The organism is Kitasatospora sp. NPDC127111, from assembly GCF_042677465.1.
Taxonomy (GTDB): domain Bacteria; phylum Actinomycetota; class Actinomycetes; order Streptomycetales; family Streptomycetaceae; genus Kitasatospora.
Genome location: NZ_JBHXTG010000059.1, coordinates 22,147 through 37,445, shown reverse-complemented (window position 1 = coordinate 37,445; position 15,299 = coordinate 22,147). Strand labels below are relative to the sequence as shown.

Here is a 15,299-nt window from a genome sequence, read left to right as displayed (position 1 = left end):
TAGTCGCGGCGCCGTCCTCGGCGTTGCCGTGCGCCGCCGCCCCGACGCGGGGCACCGACCCGGAGCACCGACCGCCCGTACGTCGGCCGACCGCCCGTGCCCGGCCCGCCCGGACGCCGACGGGTGCCTCCGATGGCTGTGCCTCCGACGGGTGGGCCCTCGTCGCCTCGCCGTCCCCTCGGCGTTGCCGCGCCGCGCGCCCCGCCGACGCACAACCAGTCGGCGCCCCGACCGCCCGTACGTCGGCTGACCGCCCGCACGCTGCCTGCCTGTACGCCGACGGCCGCGCCCCTCCGCCCCGACGCCGGGGCACCTAACCGGCACCCTGGCCGCCGGCACGTTGGCCGACCAGCCGTTACACCGACCACGCGTCCGCCGACGGCCGCGCCCTTGTCGGCCCAGATGTGGACGCGCCCACCCGTACCCCGACCTCTCGTACACCGACGGCCGCCTCGGACGGGTGCGCCCTCGTCGCCTCGCCGTCCTCGGCGTTGCCGTGCCCCGCCGCCCCCGCCGACGCGCAACCACCCGGGGCACCGACCGTACGCACGCCGGCCGCCCGTGCCCCGCCCGCCCGTACGCGGACGGGCCGCGCCCCCGCCGCCCCCGCCGCCCCGGCGTCCCCTCGGCGTTCAGGACGCCGGGAGCGCCGCCAGCTCCGCCAGGACCGCCGCCGTCCCGGCCGGGCGGGAGAACATCGGCCAGTGCCCGGTCGGCAGCTCCCGCAGTTCCCACGCGGGGCCGGCGAGGGCGGTGAAGTACGGGTGGCCGGCCGCGATCATCGCGCGGACCTGTTCCAGCGGGAACGAGCAGGAGACCAGTGCCTTGGGCAGCTCCTCCCCGCCGCCGGTCAGGTGCAGCGGCTCGCGCACCGCCCGGGCCGGGTGGTCGGTGGCCCGCTCGCGGAACCGGGCGAGCGCGGGCCCGTCCAGGCCGTCGAGGCTGGTGCCGGCGGCACGGAAGTCCTCGAAGGAGGGCAGCGGCAGCCGGTGGCCGTCCACCACGGAGTCCTCCAGCAGGGTGCGGAAGCCGGGCTCCCAGAGGTCGCTGAGCGCCACCCCGTCGGAGATCGGGCCGCTGTCCACGTAGACGACGCGCCGGATCCGCTCGGGCACCCGGTCGGCGGCGCCGGTGACCGGGACGGCCCCGCCGCTGTGCGCGACGAGGATCACCTCCCAGAGGTCCTCCCGGGTCACCAGGTCGGTCACGTCGGTGATGTGGGTCTCCAGGCCGACGTCGGACCCGCCCTCGCCGGACCGTTCGGCGAGCCCGGTGAGGCTCACCGGGTGGACGGTGTGCCCGGCCGCGCGCAGCGGCTCGACGACCGCGTCCCACGCCCACGCACCGAGCCAGAGACCGGGGACGAGTACGAACGTGCTCATGATGGACCGCTCCTTCCCTCCGGGCAGACCGGACCTCGGGCCGCCCGTCGGTCACCGTTCAGGCTGTCGCCCTCGACCCTAGGTTCGAAACCGGACAGTGGTCGCCCGGATTTTCCAGGGGGACGGAGGGACCACCCGGTCAGCCGCGTGCTCGCGTGCTGGAGCTGCTGCCGGCCGGGCCCGGCCTCACCGGCGCCGAGCCGGCCGAGCGGCCGGCGGTGGACGAGCGCACGGTCCGCCGGTACGCGGCCCGGCTGGTGGGCGTCGGCATCCCGGTCCTGACGGCTTGTGGGCTCTGGTGGAGCCGTTGCTGCCTGCCGCCCGCGCGCGGGCCGCCGGGCGGCAGGACCGCGAAGCCGGACGGCGAGGCGGTGTGCGCCGCGATCGTCTACGTGCTGACAAGCGGGTGCGCGGTGGCGGCGTCTCCCGCCGTGCTTCGGGCTGTCGACGTCGACGGTGCACGACGGTCCCGAACCGCGGGGGTGGCTCCGCCGGCACCAGCTGCCGCCCCGGATCCGCTCGCGCGGGCATCGAGTCGAGCCACACCCCGGGCCGCCACCGACGGGTCATCGAGCGGCCCACGGCCTGGCTCACGGGGTACCGGCTGATCGCCCGTCGCTACGAGCGCGACCACCTGTTCCCCCTGGCCTTTCGCGACCTCGCCGCCGTCATCACACGCCGCCGACGACTGACGAAGACCACCACGTGGGCCGGGGCGAAAGCCCACGCCCCGGGACGGCTCGGGCGCCGGAGCGTGTGCCGTGCTCGCGGGCGTGGAACTGACGACCGAGCTCGCCGCGATCGGTGCCACCGGGCGCCTCGGGATCGTGCGGCCGGGCGTTCCCTCCACCACCATCGTCGCGGCGTACGGGCAGCCGTCCGCCGAGGAGCGTGTGCACCGGGCGCACGAGTGGCCGCGCTGGCTCCACTACAGCGGTCTCCGGCTGCTGTTCTGCCGCTGCCGGCTGCTGGAGACGGCGGTCGTCGAGATCCGGCCCGAAGGCCTCCAGCTGCCGGACGCCGGCCACCGCCGGGTGGACACCCCGGCCGCCCCCGTCACCGAGCCGGTCATGACCGCCGCACTCGCCGGGGCGGGCTGCCCATGGGAGGTGCGCGAGCACTGGAACATCGGCCGGGACCGCATCCTGTGGACAGCACCGGTCCCCGGTGCCGAGGTGGGCTTCAGCTTCACCGGCCCGGGACTGCGCGCTTCCGGGCGGCCGGTCGAGTGGTCGCTCCGGACTCTGGTACTCAGCCGTGCCGTCGAACACGACTGTCCGGAGCCGGGCGGGACATGAGCGGTCGGCATTCGAATCCCGCTCGTCTCCGCTCACGGAAGCCGCCGTCCGCCTTCTGCGACCTCGCGGCCGTCCTCGCATGGCGCGAACGGCTGACGAGGATCACCACGGAGGACAAGGCCTTGGGCCTGCTGGCCGGCCACGGTCCGGGCTGTCGGTGGGGGAGCGGGCCTCGGGTCGGCGCTCGTCAAGATCCAGCGGGTGCTGCCGCCCGGGCTGCGCGAGCGGTCGCGGCGGTGGAGCAGACGCTCGGGCTGAACTCGCCGCCGGCCGCCAGCCGCCGGCCGCTAGCCGCCGGCCGAGCCCGGCCGCCGCCCCGAGCCCGGCCGGCGGCGCCCTGGTCGCGCTCGCCGGTGCGGTACGCCGGCGCCCGCCGCGGCCGGTTCGCCCACCGGGCCCGGACGGACAGGGCTGGCACCCGCGAGTTCGACCGTACGGGCGGCTTCCACCCCGGGCGCTGGTGGACCACCGGGCTGGACCACCGCAGCGGCGAGCCGCGCACCTTCCGGCTGGCCCGGATCGAGTCCGCCGCAGCGCAGGACGCCGGCTTCGAACCGCCGGAGGGCTTCGACCCGGTTCAGCGGGCGACGGAGTCGCCGGCCACGGTCCCGAGGACGCACGAGGTGGCGGGGGAGCTCACCGCCACGCTCGCCGAGGCCCGCCGCATCCCGCCGGCGGCGGGCACGCTCGGCGGGACCGCGGACGGCCGCGTCCTGGTGCGTGCCCGCGCCCAGGACCTCGCCGGGTGCACGGTCATGCCGGCCGGCCTCGGTCGGCCGTTCACCGTCCGCCGTCCCGACGCGCGCCCCGCACGGAGGTCCGGGCCCCCGTCGCCCGGCTGACGGCGTGGAGCGGTGAGTCGCCGTCGTCGCCGTGGCGGGCGGGCGGGCCCCCGGACCCCCGGGCCTCCGCGGCCGGCGTCAGTGCACCGCGGGTGCCAACTCGTCCGCGTCGTCCGGCCGTTCGCCGGAGTCCTGCTGGGCCCGCATCAGCCGCTGCGGTCGGCGGGCCAGCAGGTAGCCGAGGCCGGCGAGGGTGACCAGGCCGACGCCGAGGACGGCGGCCCACACCTGGTACCAGGGTGCGCCCGGCGGCGCCAGGATGGTGCGCGGCCAGCAGATGTTGACCACCTCGAAGCCGGTCCAGAGCACCGCGAGGGCGTTGACGACCGTGCCGGCGCGCCCGTACGAGACCGGGCCGGACGGGCGCCAGGCGCCGCGCAGCCGGGCGATCAGGGCGGCGAGGCTGAGCAGGAAGAACGGCAGGAAGGTCGCGGCGGTGCCGAAGGTGATCAGGCTGCCCATCGCGGTGGACTCCAGCCCGAGCGGGAGGGCGGCGGAGCTGACCAGGGTGGCCGCGACCAGTCCGCCGATCGGCGCCTTGTGCCGGTTGACCCGGCGCACCTTGGCGGCGAACGGGAAGACGCCGTCGCGGGCCAGCGAGTAGAGACCGCGGGCGGCGCCGCCCTGCGAGGCCATCAGGCAGGCGGTGAACGAGACCAGCACGACGACCACGAAGGGCTTGGCCGACCAGTCGCCGAAGCCGGCGGTGACCGCGGTGGTGACCGGGTCGAGGTCCTCGCCGCGGACCACGGCGGCCGGGTCCGGGTGGGCCAGCTCGACGGCGACGGCGTTCAGGACGACGACCACGCCGACGCTGAGCAGGGCCCACCACATCGCCCGGGGCACCTGCCGGCCGGCGTCCTTGGTCTCCTCGGCGGTGGACACGCAGGCGTCGAAGCCGATGAACGCCCAGCCGCCGACGGCGACCACGGCCAGCAGGGCGGACCAGGTGGAGACCCCGACGGTGGCGGGCGCGTCCAGCAGGTCGGTCAGCAGGCCGAAGCCGTGCTGCCGGAAGAAGAGCAGCAGCGCGAAGCCCACCAGCACGGAGGCGACCGCCTCGGCGGCGATGCCCAGCGAGACGAACCAGCGCAGCAGGTTGATGCCGTAGGCGTTGACCAGCGCGCAGACCAGCATGAACACGGCCGAGACCAGTACCAGCAGGGCCGGCGTCGGGGTGAGCCCGAACAGCGCGAAGAACCAGGGCGAGGCGAGGTAGGCGACGGTGGTGTTGGCGAACATCACCGCGAACTGCCACATCCAGCCGGTCAGCCAGGCGAAGGTCGGCCCGGCGAGCCGCCGGCTCCACTGGTAGGCGCCGCCGGCCAGCGGCCACTGGGAGGCGAGCTCGGCGTACACCGCGACCACCAGCACCTGGCCGAGCAGGCAGACCGGGAGCGCCCACACCCAGGCGCCGCCGGCCACGCCGAGGCCGACCTGGCCGACCGCGTAGAGGCCGACGACCGGGGAGACGACGGCGAAGCCCATCGAGATGTTGCCGAGGACGCCGAGACTTCGGCGCAGCTCCTGCCGGTAGCCGAGGGCGGCGAGCCGGTCGGCGTCGCCGGCGGCCCCGGCCCCGGGCCTGGTCCCGGAGCCGGGCCCGGAGCCGGTGCCGGCCGCCCGGCCGGCCTGAGGTCTTGGGGGGTTCTCGGTCATGGGGAATCCACCTTGCCCGTCGTCCACCGCGAGCCCCGAGGGGCCCCGCCGTGAAAAACTAACTTTGTTAGTCCGGGACGGTAGCCCGCCGCCCCGGGGCAACGGAAGGGCCGAGACCGGCCTGTAATAACGTGAGTCGGACGCCGTGGGCCGACGCGGCCGAGGCGGCCGGCACCGAGGGGCGACGAGGGGCGACGAGCGTGGGACGACCGAGCAGGGCGCTGCTGAGCAGGGAGATCATCGCCAGGGCGGCTCTCGACGTGGTCGACGAGCACGGTCCGGACGGCCTCACCATGCGCGCCGTGGCCGACCGGCTGGGCGTGAAGGCGGCCTCGCTCTACAACCACGTGACGGGCAAGGACGAGCTGATCGACGGCCTGGCCGAACTGGTCAACGCGGAGATCGACCTGACCCCGCTGGAAGCACCGGCCGAGGACGCCCAGCTGCCCGGCGGGCCCGGCGGCGCCGACTGGCGGGCCGGCCTCGCCGCCTACGCCCGCGGCTACCGCGCGGCCTTCCTGCGCCACCCCAACACCATCGCGCTGCTCGCCCGCCGCCAGGTCGGGGCCGAACGCCAGCTGCTCGGCTACGACACCCTGCTCGCCGCCCTCGGCCGGGCGGGCCTGGCGCCCGCCGACGCCGCCGAGGCCGCCGCCGCGCTCGACTACCTGGTGCTCGGCTCGGCGCTGGAGACCTTCACCGCGGGTTTCACCCGGCCCGCGGACGAGTACCGCCCGCGCTACCCGGCCCTGGCCGGCGCCCTGGAGGCCTCCGTCGAACGCGGTGGCGCGGCCGGTCCGGGCGCACCGGGGCTGGACGAGCGCGGCTTCGACCTCGCCCTGCGCCTGCTCCTCGACGGCCTGGCGGCCCGACTGCCCCGCACCTGAAGCGCGCGCGTGCCCGCACCACGCGGCCACCGCGCATGTGCCCGAACCGCGCGCCTGAACCCCGCACCCTCGCCCGCAGCCCCAGCAGCCCCAGCAGCCCGCAGCCCAAACAGCCGGAGCGCCCGGACACGGCGACGGGCCCGGGGGCTTCTCGTCACCCCGGGCCTACCGCCGCGGCGTCCTCGGGCCGGCCATCGGGTCGGTCATCGGGCGGGCCGCCAGGAGGCCCGCCGGGAGTACCGTCAGACCTCGCCGTCACCGTTCTGCTCGGCCGCCACCTTGCGCTTCACCTCGGCCATGTCCAGCTTCCGGGCCTGGCCGATCAGATCCTCGAAGACCGCCTCCGGCAGCGCCCCCGCCTGCGAGAAGACGAGCACGCCCTCGCGGATGATCGCCAGCGTCGGAATGGACTGGATGCCGAACGCGGCGGCCAGCTCCTGCTGCGCCTCGGTGTCCACCTTGGCGAAGACGAGGTCCGGGTGACGGTCGGCCGCCTTCTCGTACACCGGGGCGAACTGCCGGCACGGGCCGCACCAACCCGCCCAGAAGTCGATGAAGACGAAGTCCTGGCCCTCCGGGCCGGGGACGATCTCGTCGAAGTTCTCCTTGGTCAGCTCGACCGTGCTGCTCATTTCGAGGTTCCTGCCCTTCCGGGGGTGGCGGTTCAGGCCATGTGCCCGCGACAACCGCGCCCGCCCGCGGGCTATTCCGAAGAATCTTGGCCGCTCGTTGAGCACGCGGCCGCTCCGGTCCGTACAGATGGGTGTCCGCAGCAGCGCGGGGCGCCGGAAGGGGCGGCCGCGCGAGTCCACCCGGGGGAGAGTCCGCCATGCACAGCACCAGCCGTACCGGCCGCACCAGCCGGATCGCCGTCATCGCCGCGTCGGGGATCGCCGTCGCGGCCCTGGTCGCCGGTTGCGGGTCGTCCGGCGGAGGCTCCTCGACGCCGTCCGGCTCCGGCGGGGGGTCCGCGAGCACCGCACCCACGGCACCGGGCAGCCCGTCCGCTCCGTCGAACCCGTCGAACCCGTCGAGCCCGGGTGCGGCGGCGGGCGCCGCCACCCTGCAGACCGCCACCGACCCCAAGCTCGGCACCATCGTCACCGACGGCGCCGGCTTCACGCTCTACCGCTTCGACAAGGACACGGCCAAGCCGCCGATGTCCAACTGCAACGGCAACTGCGCCTCGCTCTGGCCGCCCGTCCCGGCCGACGGATCGGTCACCGTCAAGGGCATCGACAGCAAGCTGGTCGGCACCGTCACCCGTGCCGACGGCAGCAAGCAGGTCACCCTGAACGGCTGGCCGGCCTACCGCTACGCGCCCGACAAGAAGCCCGGCGACACCACGGGCCAGGGCGTCAACGGCACCTGGTTCGCGCTGACCCCCACCGGTGGCAAGGCGCCCGCGAGCGCCCCCTCCGGCGGGACGGCGCCCAGCAGCCCGGGCAGCGGCTACGGCGGCTACTGAGCGGCCCCGGCCTTGACGACGTTCCGGACCGGACGTGGAACCCTCGACCCGGAGGTGTGGGTGCGCGAAGATGGCATCGTGACCGAGGAGCACCCCGACGGCGGGGCCGCACGCGGCGCCGGGGCGGCCGACGAGGACCTCATGCGTGCGCTGTACCAGGAGCACGCGGGGCCGCTGTTCGGCTTCGTCCTCCACCTGGTCGCGGGGGACCGCCAGCGGGCCGAGGACGTGGTGCAGGAGACGCTGGTCCGCGCCTGGCGCAACATCCACCGGCTCGACCCCGCGGCCGGCTCGTTGCGGCCCTGGCTGGTGACGGTGGCGCGGCGGATCGTCATCGACGGTCACCGTAGCAGCCGGGCCCGCCCGCGCGAGGTGGACCCGTCGCCGCTGGAACTGCTGCCCGCCGAGGACGAACTCGACCGCGCGCTGCGGCTGATGACGATCTCCGAGGCGCTCGGCGACCTGTCCGAGGCCCACCGCAGGGTCATCGTGGAGACCTATCTGATGGGCCGCACGGTCAACGAGGCGGCCGCCGAACTGGGCATCCCGGCCGGTACCGTACGGTCGCGGGTGTTCTACGCGCTGCGCTCGCTCAAGCTCGCGCTGGAGGAACGGGGAGTGACATCGTGACATCGTCCAAGCCCGGACCGGCCGGCCCCGAGCACCACGACCCCGTCGACCACGTCGACGTCGGCGCCTACGTCCTCGGCCTGCTCGAACCGGCCGAGCGCGCCGCCTTCGAGGCCCACCTCGCCGGCTGCCCGAAGTGCGCCGATCAGGTGGCCGAACTCGGCTTCGTCGAACCGCTGTTGGCCGAGTACGCGGCTTTCGCCGGGGCGGAGGGCCTGGACCCGGCCGACCCCGTGCCCCGCCCGGACCCGGCGCTGCTCGACCGGCTGGTCGGCGAGGTCGCGGCCGTCCGCCGCCGGGGCCGGGTCCGCCGGCTGGTGCTGGTCGCCGCGGCGGCGGTGCTGGTGGCGGCCGGGCCGGCGGTCACGGCCGCCCTGGTCACCGCGGAGTCCACGCCGGGCGTCGTCGCCGTCGCCACCCGGCAGTTCTCCGCCACCGACCCGACCAGCGGCGCCAGCGCCACCGTCGGGGTCGAGGGCAAGTCGTGGGGGAGCCGGATCAGCCTCCAACTCTCCCACGTCCAAGGGCCGTTGAGCTGCGACCTGGTCGCCGTCTCGCGGACCGGGGCGCGACAGACCGTCACCACCTGGAGCGTGCCCGAAGCCGGCTACGGCACCAACGGCGTGGCCGCCCTGCGCACCGACGGCGGAACGGGGTTCCAGCCCACGGACATCGACCACTTCGAGGTCCGCACCCTGGACGGCGCCACCGTGCTGGTCAGCGTCCCGGTCCGGAGCGCCTGAGCCACCGCGCCGCCGCCCCGGTCACCCCGGACCCGCACCCGCCGCGGCTCCCGGCCAGTACGGGTTCGGGGTACCGGCGTCCGTCATGTGGTCCCGGTGCCAGAGCGCGGGCCAGTGCACCCCGGCGAGGGGGTCGAACCGGTGCCACCGCCCGCACGGGCACGGCCGCAGCACCCGCCCGCACGCCCGGCACAGCTCGGCGAAACCGTGCCCGGTCGACCGCAGCGTCGCGGGCCGTTCGTCCCCGCAGGCCGGGCAGCCGGCGAGCACCGCGCCGTCCAGCAGCGCGCCCTGCCGCCGGACGTACTCCGGCAGCCGCAGCGGCGGGTGGCAGGTCGGGTCGTGCAGCCAGAGGCCGTTCGGCGACTCCCACCACCACGCCTCCCACCATGCGGCCGGCCGGCCGGGAACCCGCCGCCCCGCGCCCTTCTCCGCCCGCCGCCGCGCCGCGTACCGCTCCAGCTGGGCCAGCCAGAGCTCCCGCGCCTCGTGCAGTTCCTCGACCGCCCGGACCAGCGCCCCGGGGTCGGCCGCGAGCCGCCGAGGGATCCGGGCACTCAGCGTCAGGTGGTGGTACGTCGCCCGCAGGCCGTACGGCGCGAACCGGGTCAGACAGGTCCGCAGCGCGGCGTGCCGGCGGTGGACGGGCAGGTCGTCGTCGTGCACGAGCCGGCGGTGGGTGAGGAAGCTGGCCATCCGCGGATGATGCCGCACCCGACACCCACCCGTCGCCGGGATTTCCGGGGCATCCGGGCTCCCGGCGACGTCCCCTCAGGCCGGGGGGACCCCGGTGCCGTTGGCGATCCGCCTCGTCGGGACGGGCGGCGCCCGCCGCGTGCGGCCGGGGCCGCACGCGAAAGCGTCAGGCCTCCGGCCGCTGCTCCGGGGCCAGGTCCAGGGCCCGGGCCAGGGCCGCCGCCAGGGGCTCGCGGTGGTCGGGCAGGTGATCGGCGGCCCAGGTGTCGGCCAGCGCCAGGAACGCGACGAGGTCGGCCTCGGCCCCGGCGACCAGGCGGCGCAGCTCGGTGACGGACAGCTCGATCACCGGGGCGCCGTCGACCCCGGCGTCGGGCGTCAGGCGTACCGTTTCGCCCTCGCGCCGGGCCTCCGGCGTCGGGTCGTGGCCGAAGGAGGCGTACCCGTCGCCGTCCAGGACCCGCAGCCAGTCGCGCCACTCCTCCAGGCCGTTGCAGCAGCCGGGGACCAGGGTGACGCCGGTGGCGGTGTCGGTGACCCGGAAGCCGCCGGCGGCGTAGAGGTACTCCCCGACGAACAGCCCGTGCAGGAGGGCGCCGAGCGGATCGGCGGGCCGGACCGGGCCGTTCTCGGCGCGCGGGCCGCCGTCATCGTCGCCGCCCGCGTCGTCCGCGTCGTCCGCGTCGTCCTCCTCGTCGACGTCGTTGCCCTCGACGAGGCTCAGGACGGCCGTACCGACGTCGGCCGGGTCCATCGACCCGCTGAGCGGCAGGAAGGCGTACGGCTCGTGCGCGCCGACGGGCCAGAGGGTGAACTCCTCGGAAGTCCGGATCTCCAGGACGGGCTGCATCTCGATCACCCGCTGAGTCTGCCGGACCGATGACCGGCTCCGCCCGTGCATTTCCGCCCGGCCCCGGGCCTGATGTCGGCGCGCCTCGGCCTGGCTTGTGCCCGCCATTCCGGCTCACCGGGCCTCATGCCGGCGTGTCCCGGCCCGCCTTGCAGCCGCCACCGCGCCTCACCCCGCCTCCCCCTCCGGCCTCCCCCCTCACCCGGCCCTCCGCCCCGGCGCACACCTGGCCCGCCCCCGCTAGCCCGCCGCGGCTGCGGCGATCCGGCTCAGGGCGCGGCCGCAGCGGTGGGCGAAGAACCGCTGGGCGAGGGGGAGCAGCGGGCCGGCCAGGTGGGCGTACCAGCTGCGCGGGCGGCTGAAGGCGTTGACGGTGAACCAGACCGCCTTGTCGGGGCCCATCTCGACCAGGAAGGTCTCCTCGCCGACCGCGAGGTGGCCGTGCCGGGTGCCGTAGGCGAAGCCGTAGCGGTCGGGTCCGTCGGTGGCCCAGATCACCCGGCAGGGGGCGGAGGCGCGCAGCGGGCCGACGCCGATCGCGCAGTGGACGGCGACGCCGGGGGCGGCCCGGTCCGCGTCGGTGGTGATCCGGACGCCGGCGGCGCGGTGCATCCGCCAGCCGAGCACGGCGGCGCCGGCGGCCTCCAGGGCGGCGCGGCCGTGGCCGATCAGGACGCGGTGGCGGAGGTGGTTGTAGCCGGCGGGGAGCGGGCGGCCGGGGGTGGTGCTGGCGCCGGCCTCGGGGTAGTTGAGGTCGGTGGCCGGACGGGTGGTCATCGTGCGGTTTCCTTAGGGAGGGTGAGCGCTGGCTGCGCGAGGCGGCGCCAGGCGAGCAGCGAGCAGAGGGCGAAGCCGAGGGCGTTGCCGACGCCGTGGGTGGCGGCCATCCAGGTCAGGGTGGGGTGGGGGAGTCCGGAGGCCTCGCCGAGCGCCCACCAGAGGGCGAGCAGCATGGTGGCGGCGAGGACGGCGGAGGCGGTGCCGAGCAGGGTGGCGGTCGTCCGGTCGGCGGTGCGGGTGCGCAGGTCGCGCCAGGTGAGCAGGCCGGTCAGCCACATCCCGGTGGTGAGGACGACGGCGCCGACGAGTTCGGCCCAGTCGTCGATGAAGTAGCCCGCGAGGACGAGCAGGGTGCCGAGTGGCACGCTGAGCGCGGCGAACCGGGCGGCGGCGCGCTCGGGCCGGGCCCGGCAGACCAGCCCGGCGACCAGGGCGGCGGTGAAGCCGGCGAAGTGGAAGTGCGGGACGGTGAGCGCCAGGATGTCGAGGTCGAAGCCGAACAGCTCGTGTCCGGAGCGCTCCGCGACCAGGGCGAGTCCGGCCACCGCGGGGGTGACGAGCGCGGTCAGCACGGCGGTCTCGGCGGGCGCGAGCGAGCGGGTGCGGGCGAGCCGGACCGGTGCGTGGAGGGCGACGGCGAGGGTGCCGAGCGCGTAGAGTGCGGCGCAGCCGGTGGCGAGGCCGCCGCGCGGGAGCCAGAGCGAGAGGGCGCCGGGGACGGCGGCCAGTGGCCAGAGCCGGCGGACGCGGGCGAGGCCGGGCTCGTCGATCAGGGCCAGGCCGAGCGGGATCACGGCGCCCATGCCGAGCAGGACCAGCAGGTCCACCAGTTCCGCGGTGCCCTTGCCCATGGCGGCCGCACCCTTCTCTTGAACGCGTTCAAACCCTTGCGCGGTGACTCTACGCCGCGATGTTGAACGCGTTCAACGTGCCCCCCGTCCCGTGCCGCGGCCGCCCCGTCTGGTGTTCGCGGTGGGTGCGGCGCACTCTGGAGGAGGAATCGATGGAGGTGATCCGCCATGCAGACTCTTGTCGGTTGGCACATCGAGATGGAGTTCCGCGAAGAGGGGCCGCGGACGGCCGCCGCCGCCCTGCTGCGGCTGAGCGACGGAACGGAACTGCGCGCCCACGGCTACACCAGCCGCCACCCGTCGGACCCGGAACAGCTCCGGGTGGGCGAGGAGATCGCGGCCGCCCGCGCGCTCAACGACCTCGCGTCGCAGCTGCTCACCAAGGCCCACGGCGAGATCCAGGAGGTCAGCCCGGTCCCGACCCACCCGCTGACGTGACGACGCCGGAGCCGGCCCCCGACGGGCGGGTCGCGTCGCCCGCCTTCACCGCCCAGCAGCGGAGTCCGCGCATCCCGCTGATCTGCCCGCGCTGCGGGCACGAGCAGCACGTGGTGCCGGGCGGCCCCGAGCGGGCGGTGAAGGTCGTGCACGTCGGCACCGGCCGGGAGGCGTGCGAGCCGGACGACCTCGCGAAGGCGCCGGACGACGGAAGTTGACGGAAAGGGAGGGGGCCGGTTCCCCGGCCGGCCCGGACTCCCGGTTCCGCGCGCCGTTCCGCTTCCGGGCGCCCGCCCACGGGCCACGCAACCGCGCGTCGGCTCGACCGCGCGTCGGCTCGGCCGGGGGGCCGGGCGACTCGGCAGGCCGTCCGACGCCGCTCAGTGCCGTCCGCTGTCCGCCGCCGCTGCCGCCCGTCATTGCTGCCACCCGCCGCCGCCCGGTCCGGGCGGTACCCGCTCAGTTCGGGCAGTACGTCGTCGGCAGCGGCCACTCCGGTCCGATCAGCCGCTGCTCGGACTCGTTGAGCGTGATCCGGATGCCGACCGTCCCGGCCAGACCGAGCCGGAACCGGCTGCGGGCCAGCGCGATCAGCGCCGTCATGCCGTACTTGTTGAGCAGCGAGGTGCGGTAGCGCGCGGTCGCGTCCTCGTCGCAGACCGCGGCGCGGGCCGGGAGCCGCCGGCCGGTGGGGCGCCCGTGGGCGTCGCAGGGGCCGACCAGGACCCGGGGGTGGCGGCGGATGCGTTCGGCCTCGCGGGAGTGCGTGGGCGTCCAGATGCCGAGCGCCGTCCCGTCGGCGACCACCCAGCTCTGCGATTCCACCCGGCTGCCGTCGTCGCCGAAGGTGGTGAGCAGGAGGTACCTGCTGTCGGCGAGCCGGTCGGTGCGGTCGGTGCGGTCGTGCACGATGTCCTCCCCATCCGGGTCCGGGGGCCGGGCCGGGCGGGCGCGACCGCGCCCGGCCGGGGGCGGTTCCATTCTCGTCCACCGGGGGCCGCGGTTCGAGGGGCGTGGGCTGCCCGGGTGCCGGAACGGCGAGCGGCCCGCCCGGTGTTCGCACACCGGACGGGCCGCTCCGCACCCTGGGTCGTACCACGCGTGTCGTACCCGGCGAGGGTCAGTGCACCAGCACCGGCACCTCGTTGCTCTCCGCCGCGCCCGCGCCCCCGCCGGAGGCGACCGTGGTGGTGCCGGGGCGGCCGGCGTTGACCAGGACGAAGGCGATCGCGGCGGCCGTCACCAGGATCCCGAAGGACCACCAGATCGCGGTCGAGAAGCCGTGCACCATGCCCTGGAACTGCACCGCCTTGGCGGCGGCCGGGCCGGTCGCGGCGCCCGCGTGGGCGGCCAGCCAGGTGGTGGTGGCGCTGGCGGCGATGGTGTTCAGCAGCGCGGTGCCGATGGCGCCGCCGACCTGCTGCGAGGTGTTGACCATGGCGGACGCGACACCGGCGTCGCGCGGCTGGACGCCGTGCGTGGCCAGGCTCATCGCCGGCATGAACGCGGTGCCCATGCCGAGGCCCATCAGGATCAGACCGGGCAGGATCAGCGCCGGGTAGGACGTGTCCAGGCCGATCTGGGTGAGCAGCAGCATGCCGATCGAGGCGACCAGGAAGCCGGGCGCCATCAGGAACCGCGCCGGGACCCGGGTCATCAGCCGGGCGCCGATCTGGGTCGAGCCGGTGATCATGCCCGCCACCATCGGCAGGAAGGCGACGCCGGTGAGCACCGGGCTGTAGCCGAGCACGATCTGCAGGTAGTAGGTGAGGAACAGGAAGAGGCCGAACATGCCGATCACGGCCAGGCCCAGCGACAGGTAGACCCCGCCGCGGTTGCGGTCGAGGACGACCCGCAGCGGCAGCAGCGGCGCCTTGACCTTCCGCTCGACCAGGACGAACGCGGCCAGCAGGATCGCGGCGGCGACGAACAGGCCGATCGTCACGCCGGAGGACCAGCCGTCCGACTCGGCCCGGGTGAAGCCGTAGACCAGCGAGACCAGGCCCGTGGTGACCAGCAGCACGCCGGGGATGTCCAGGCGGTTGCGGTTGCGGCCCTCGGCGGGCTCGCGGATGACCATGACGGCGCCGACGGCGGCGACCACGGCGAACGGGATGTTGACGAAGAAGGTCCAGCGCCAGTTCATGTACTCGGTCAGCAGGCCGCCGAGGATCAGGCCGATCGCGCCGCCACCGCCGGCGATGGCGCCGTAGATGCCGAACGCCTTGGCGCGTTCCTTGGCCTCGGTGAACATCACGGCCAGCAGCGAGAGCGCGGCCGGCGCGAGCAGCGCGCCGAACACGCCCTGGAGGGCACGGGCACCCAGCAGCATGGCGGTGTTGGCGGCGGCGCCGCCGAGCGCGGAGGCCAGCGCGAAGCCGGTCAGCCCGACCACGAAGGTGCGCTTGCGCCCCCACAGGTCGGCCACCCGGCCGCCGAACAGCAGCAGACCGCCGAACGCGAGCGCGTACGCGGTGATCACCCACTGGCGGTTGCCGTCGGTGATGCCGAGGTCCTTCTGGGCCGACGGCAGCGCGATGTTCACGATGGTGGCGTCGAGGACGACCATCAGCTGCGCGAGGCCGATGAATATCAGTGCCTTCCAGCGCCTCGGATCAGGCTGCGTGGTGGGCAGGGCGTCGGTTTTTGGCATGGGGGTACTCACTTCACGGTGCGTGGCGTGCGGATCGTCGGTGATCCGGGTGCGAAGGGTCTCGGTGGCCGCGGATCGGGGCGGCCGGTCGGGCCGAGGTCGGTCGTGGTCGGTGCCGGCCG

Annotated in this window: 17 protein-coding genes and 1 pseudogene; 9 read left to right on the top strand and 9 right to left on the bottom strand. The window is 75.5% G+C overall.

Features of this window, described 5'->3' with window-relative positions; genetic code table 11:
- Positions 1-632 precede the first annotated feature (632 nt).
- Complete coding sequence (locus ACFVHB_RS29125; protein WP_380328152.1) at positions 633-1,382, bottom strand: alpha/beta fold hydrolase; 750 nt, start codon at positions 1,380-1,382, stop codon at positions 633-635.
- Between the two features lie 286 nt (positions 1,383-1,668).
- On the opposite strand from ACFVHB_RS29125, the pseudogene ACFVHB_RS29120 reads away from it, so the two are divergent.
- The 3 genes and pseudogenes from ACFVHB_RS29120 to ACFVHB_RS29110 all read left to right on the top strand — a co-directional run.
- Positions 1,669-2,088, top strand: a pseudogene (locus ACFVHB_RS29120) (transposase); the annotation flags it as partial.
- A 67-nt stretch (positions 2,089-2,155) separates the two neighbouring features.
- A complete protein-coding gene (locus tag ACFVHB_RS29115) occupies positions 2,156-2,680 on the top strand; it encodes a hypothetical protein (protein WP_380328151.1) in 525 nt (174 codons plus the stop codon).
- Between the two features lie 353 nt (positions 2,681-3,033).
- Positions 3,034-3,522 carry a helix-turn-helix transcriptional regulator gene (locus ACFVHB_RS29110; protein ID WP_380328202.1) on the top strand — a complete coding sequence of 163 codons (489 nt, stop codon included), beginning with the start codon at positions 3,034-3,036 and terminating at the stop codon, positions 3,520-3,522.
- A 78-nt stretch (positions 3,523-3,600) separates the two neighbouring features.
- Here ACFVHB_RS29110 and ACFVHB_RS29105 read toward each other — a convergent pair whose 3' ends face one another.
- Positions 3,601-5,181, bottom strand: coding sequence for an APC family permease (locus ACFVHB_RS29105; protein ID WP_380328149.1), 1,581 nt, complete (start codon positions 5,179-5,181; stop codon positions 3,601-3,603).
- 200 nt (positions 5,182-5,381) lie between these two features.
- Here ACFVHB_RS29105 and ACFVHB_RS29100 point away from each other — a divergent pair, with 200 nt between their 5' ends.
- Positions 5,382-6,068 (top strand): TetR/AcrR family transcriptional regulator, encoded by a 687-nt coding sequence (locus tag ACFVHB_RS29100; RefSeq protein WP_380328147.1) that lies wholly within the window; start codon positions 5,382-5,384, stop codon positions 6,066-6,068.
- 242 nt (positions 6,069-6,310) lie between these two features.
- Here the strand turns inward: ACFVHB_RS29100 and ACFVHB_RS29095 are convergent, their stop codons facing one another.
- Entirely contained in the window at positions 6,311-6,736 is a 426-nt protein-coding gene (locus ACFVHB_RS29095) for a thioredoxin family protein (RefSeq protein WP_380328200.1), read from the bottom strand.
- Between the two features lie 161 nt (positions 6,737-6,897).
- On the opposite strand from ACFVHB_RS29095, the gene ACFVHB_RS29090 reads away from it, so the two are divergent.
- From ACFVHB_RS29090 to ACFVHB_RS29080, 3 genes are all read left to right on the top strand, one after another.
- Positions 6,898-7,536, top strand: a complete 639-nt coding sequence (locus ACFVHB_RS29090; protein ID WP_380328146.1) for a hypothetical protein — start codon at positions 6,898-6,900, stop codon at positions 7,534-7,536.
- A gap of 78 nt (positions 7,537-7,614) precedes the next feature.
- Positions 7,615-8,166, top strand: a complete 552-nt coding sequence (locus ACFVHB_RS29085) for a sigma-70 family RNA polymerase sigma factor (RefSeq protein WP_380328144.1) — start codon at positions 7,615-7,617, stop codon at positions 8,164-8,166.
- The gene (locus ACFVHB_RS29080) at positions 8,163-8,909 is read left to right on the top strand and encodes a zf-HC2 domain-containing protein (RefSeq protein ID WP_380328142.1); all 747 of its coding nucleotides are present in this window, start codon (positions 8,163-8,165) and stop codon (positions 8,907-8,909) included. The genes ACFVHB_RS29085 and ACFVHB_RS29080 overlap by 4 nt, the downstream gene beginning before the upstream one ends.
- Before the next feature lie 21 nt (positions 8,910-8,930).
- Here the strand turns inward: ACFVHB_RS29080 and ACFVHB_RS29075 are convergent, their stop codons facing one another.
- The 4 genes from ACFVHB_RS29075 to ACFVHB_RS29060 all read right to left on the bottom strand — a co-directional run bounded on the left by ACFVHB_RS29075 (position 8,931) and on the right by ACFVHB_RS29060 (position 12,086).
- The gene (locus ACFVHB_RS29075) at positions 8,931-9,605 is read right to left on the bottom strand and encodes a hypothetical protein (RefSeq protein ID WP_380328140.1); all 675 of its coding nucleotides are present in this window, start codon (positions 9,603-9,605) and stop codon (positions 8,931-8,933) included.
- Between the two features lie 166 nt (positions 9,606-9,771).
- Complete coding sequence (locus tag ACFVHB_RS29070) at positions 9,772-10,455, bottom strand: hypothetical protein (RefSeq protein WP_380328199.1); 684 nt, start codon at positions 10,453-10,455, stop codon at positions 9,772-9,774.
- Between the two features lie 240 nt (positions 10,456-10,695).
- On the bottom strand, positions 10,696-11,232 hold the full coding sequence (locus ACFVHB_RS29065) for a DUF1990 family protein (protein WP_380328139.1): 537 nt from the start codon (positions 11,230-11,232) through the stop codon (positions 10,696-10,698).
- Complete coding sequence (locus ACFVHB_RS29060; RefSeq protein ID WP_380328137.1) at positions 11,229-12,086, bottom strand: YndJ family protein; 858 nt, start codon at positions 12,084-12,086, stop codon at positions 11,229-11,231. The genes ACFVHB_RS29065 and ACFVHB_RS29060 overlap by 4 nt, the downstream gene beginning before the upstream one ends.
- A gap of 168 nt (positions 12,087-12,254) precedes the next feature.
- On the opposite strand from ACFVHB_RS29060, the gene ACFVHB_RS29055 reads away from it, so the two are divergent.
- The gene (locus ACFVHB_RS29055) at positions 12,255-12,524 is read left to right on the top strand and encodes a DUF1876 domain-containing protein (RefSeq protein WP_380328135.1); all 270 of its coding nucleotides are present in this window, start codon (positions 12,255-12,257) and stop codon (positions 12,522-12,524) included.
- Positions 12,521-12,742, top strand: a complete 222-nt coding sequence (locus tag ACFVHB_RS29050; protein ID WP_380328133.1) for a hypothetical protein — start codon at positions 12,521-12,523, stop codon at positions 12,740-12,742. Before ACFVHB_RS29055 ends, ACFVHB_RS29050 begins: the two co-directional genes overlap by 4 nt.
- 241 nt (positions 12,743-12,983) lie before the next feature.
- Here the strand turns inward: ACFVHB_RS29050 and ACFVHB_RS29045 are convergent, their stop codons facing one another.
- Positions 12,984-13,433, bottom strand: a complete 450-nt coding sequence (locus tag ACFVHB_RS29045) for a PPOX class F420-dependent oxidoreductase (RefSeq protein ID WP_380328131.1) — start codon at positions 13,431-13,433, stop codon at positions 12,984-12,986.
- A 211-nt stretch (positions 13,434-13,644) separates the two neighbouring features.
- Entirely contained in the window at positions 13,645-15,177 is a 1,533-nt protein-coding gene (locus tag ACFVHB_RS29040) for an MFS transporter (protein ID WP_380328129.1), read from the bottom strand.
- Between the last annotated feature and the right edge of the window lie 122 nt (positions 15,178-15,299).

Coding starts and splice junctions, on each gene's coding strand:
- ACFVHB_RS29040 (WP_380328129.1), bottom strand. CDS start 15,177: ATGCCAAAAACCGACGCCCTGCCCACCACGCAGCCTGATCCGAGGCGC.
- ACFVHB_RS29075 (WP_380328140.1), bottom strand. CDS start 9,605: ATGGCCAGCTTCCTCACCCACCGCCGGCTCGTGCACGACGACGACCTG.
- ACFVHB_RS29105 (WP_380328149.1), bottom strand. CDS start 5,181: ATGACCGAGAACCCCCCAAGACCTCAGGCCGGCCGGGCGGCCGGCACC.
- ACFVHB_RS29055 (WP_380328135.1), top strand. CDS start 12,255: ATGCAGACTCTTGTCGGTTGGCACATCGAGATGGAGTTCCGCGAAGAG.
- ACFVHB_RS29125 (WP_380328152.1), bottom strand. CDS start 1,382: ATGAGCACGTTCGTACTCGTCCCCGGTCTCTGGCTCGGTGCGTGGGCG.
- ACFVHB_RS29060 (WP_380328137.1), bottom strand. CDS start 12,086: ATGGGCAAGGGCACCGCGGAACTGGTGGACCTGCTGGTCCTGCTCGGC.
- ACFVHB_RS29070 (WP_380328199.1), bottom strand. CDS start 10,455: ATGCAGCCCGTCCTGGAGATCCGGACTTCCGAGGAGTTCACCCTCTGG.
- ACFVHB_RS29065 (WP_380328139.1), bottom strand. CDS start 11,232: ATGACCACCCGTCCGGCCACCGACCTCAACTACCCCGAGGCCGGCGCC.
- ACFVHB_RS29090 (WP_380328146.1), top strand. CDS start 6,898: ATGCACAGCACCAGCCGTACCGGCCGCACCAGCCGGATCGCCGTCATC.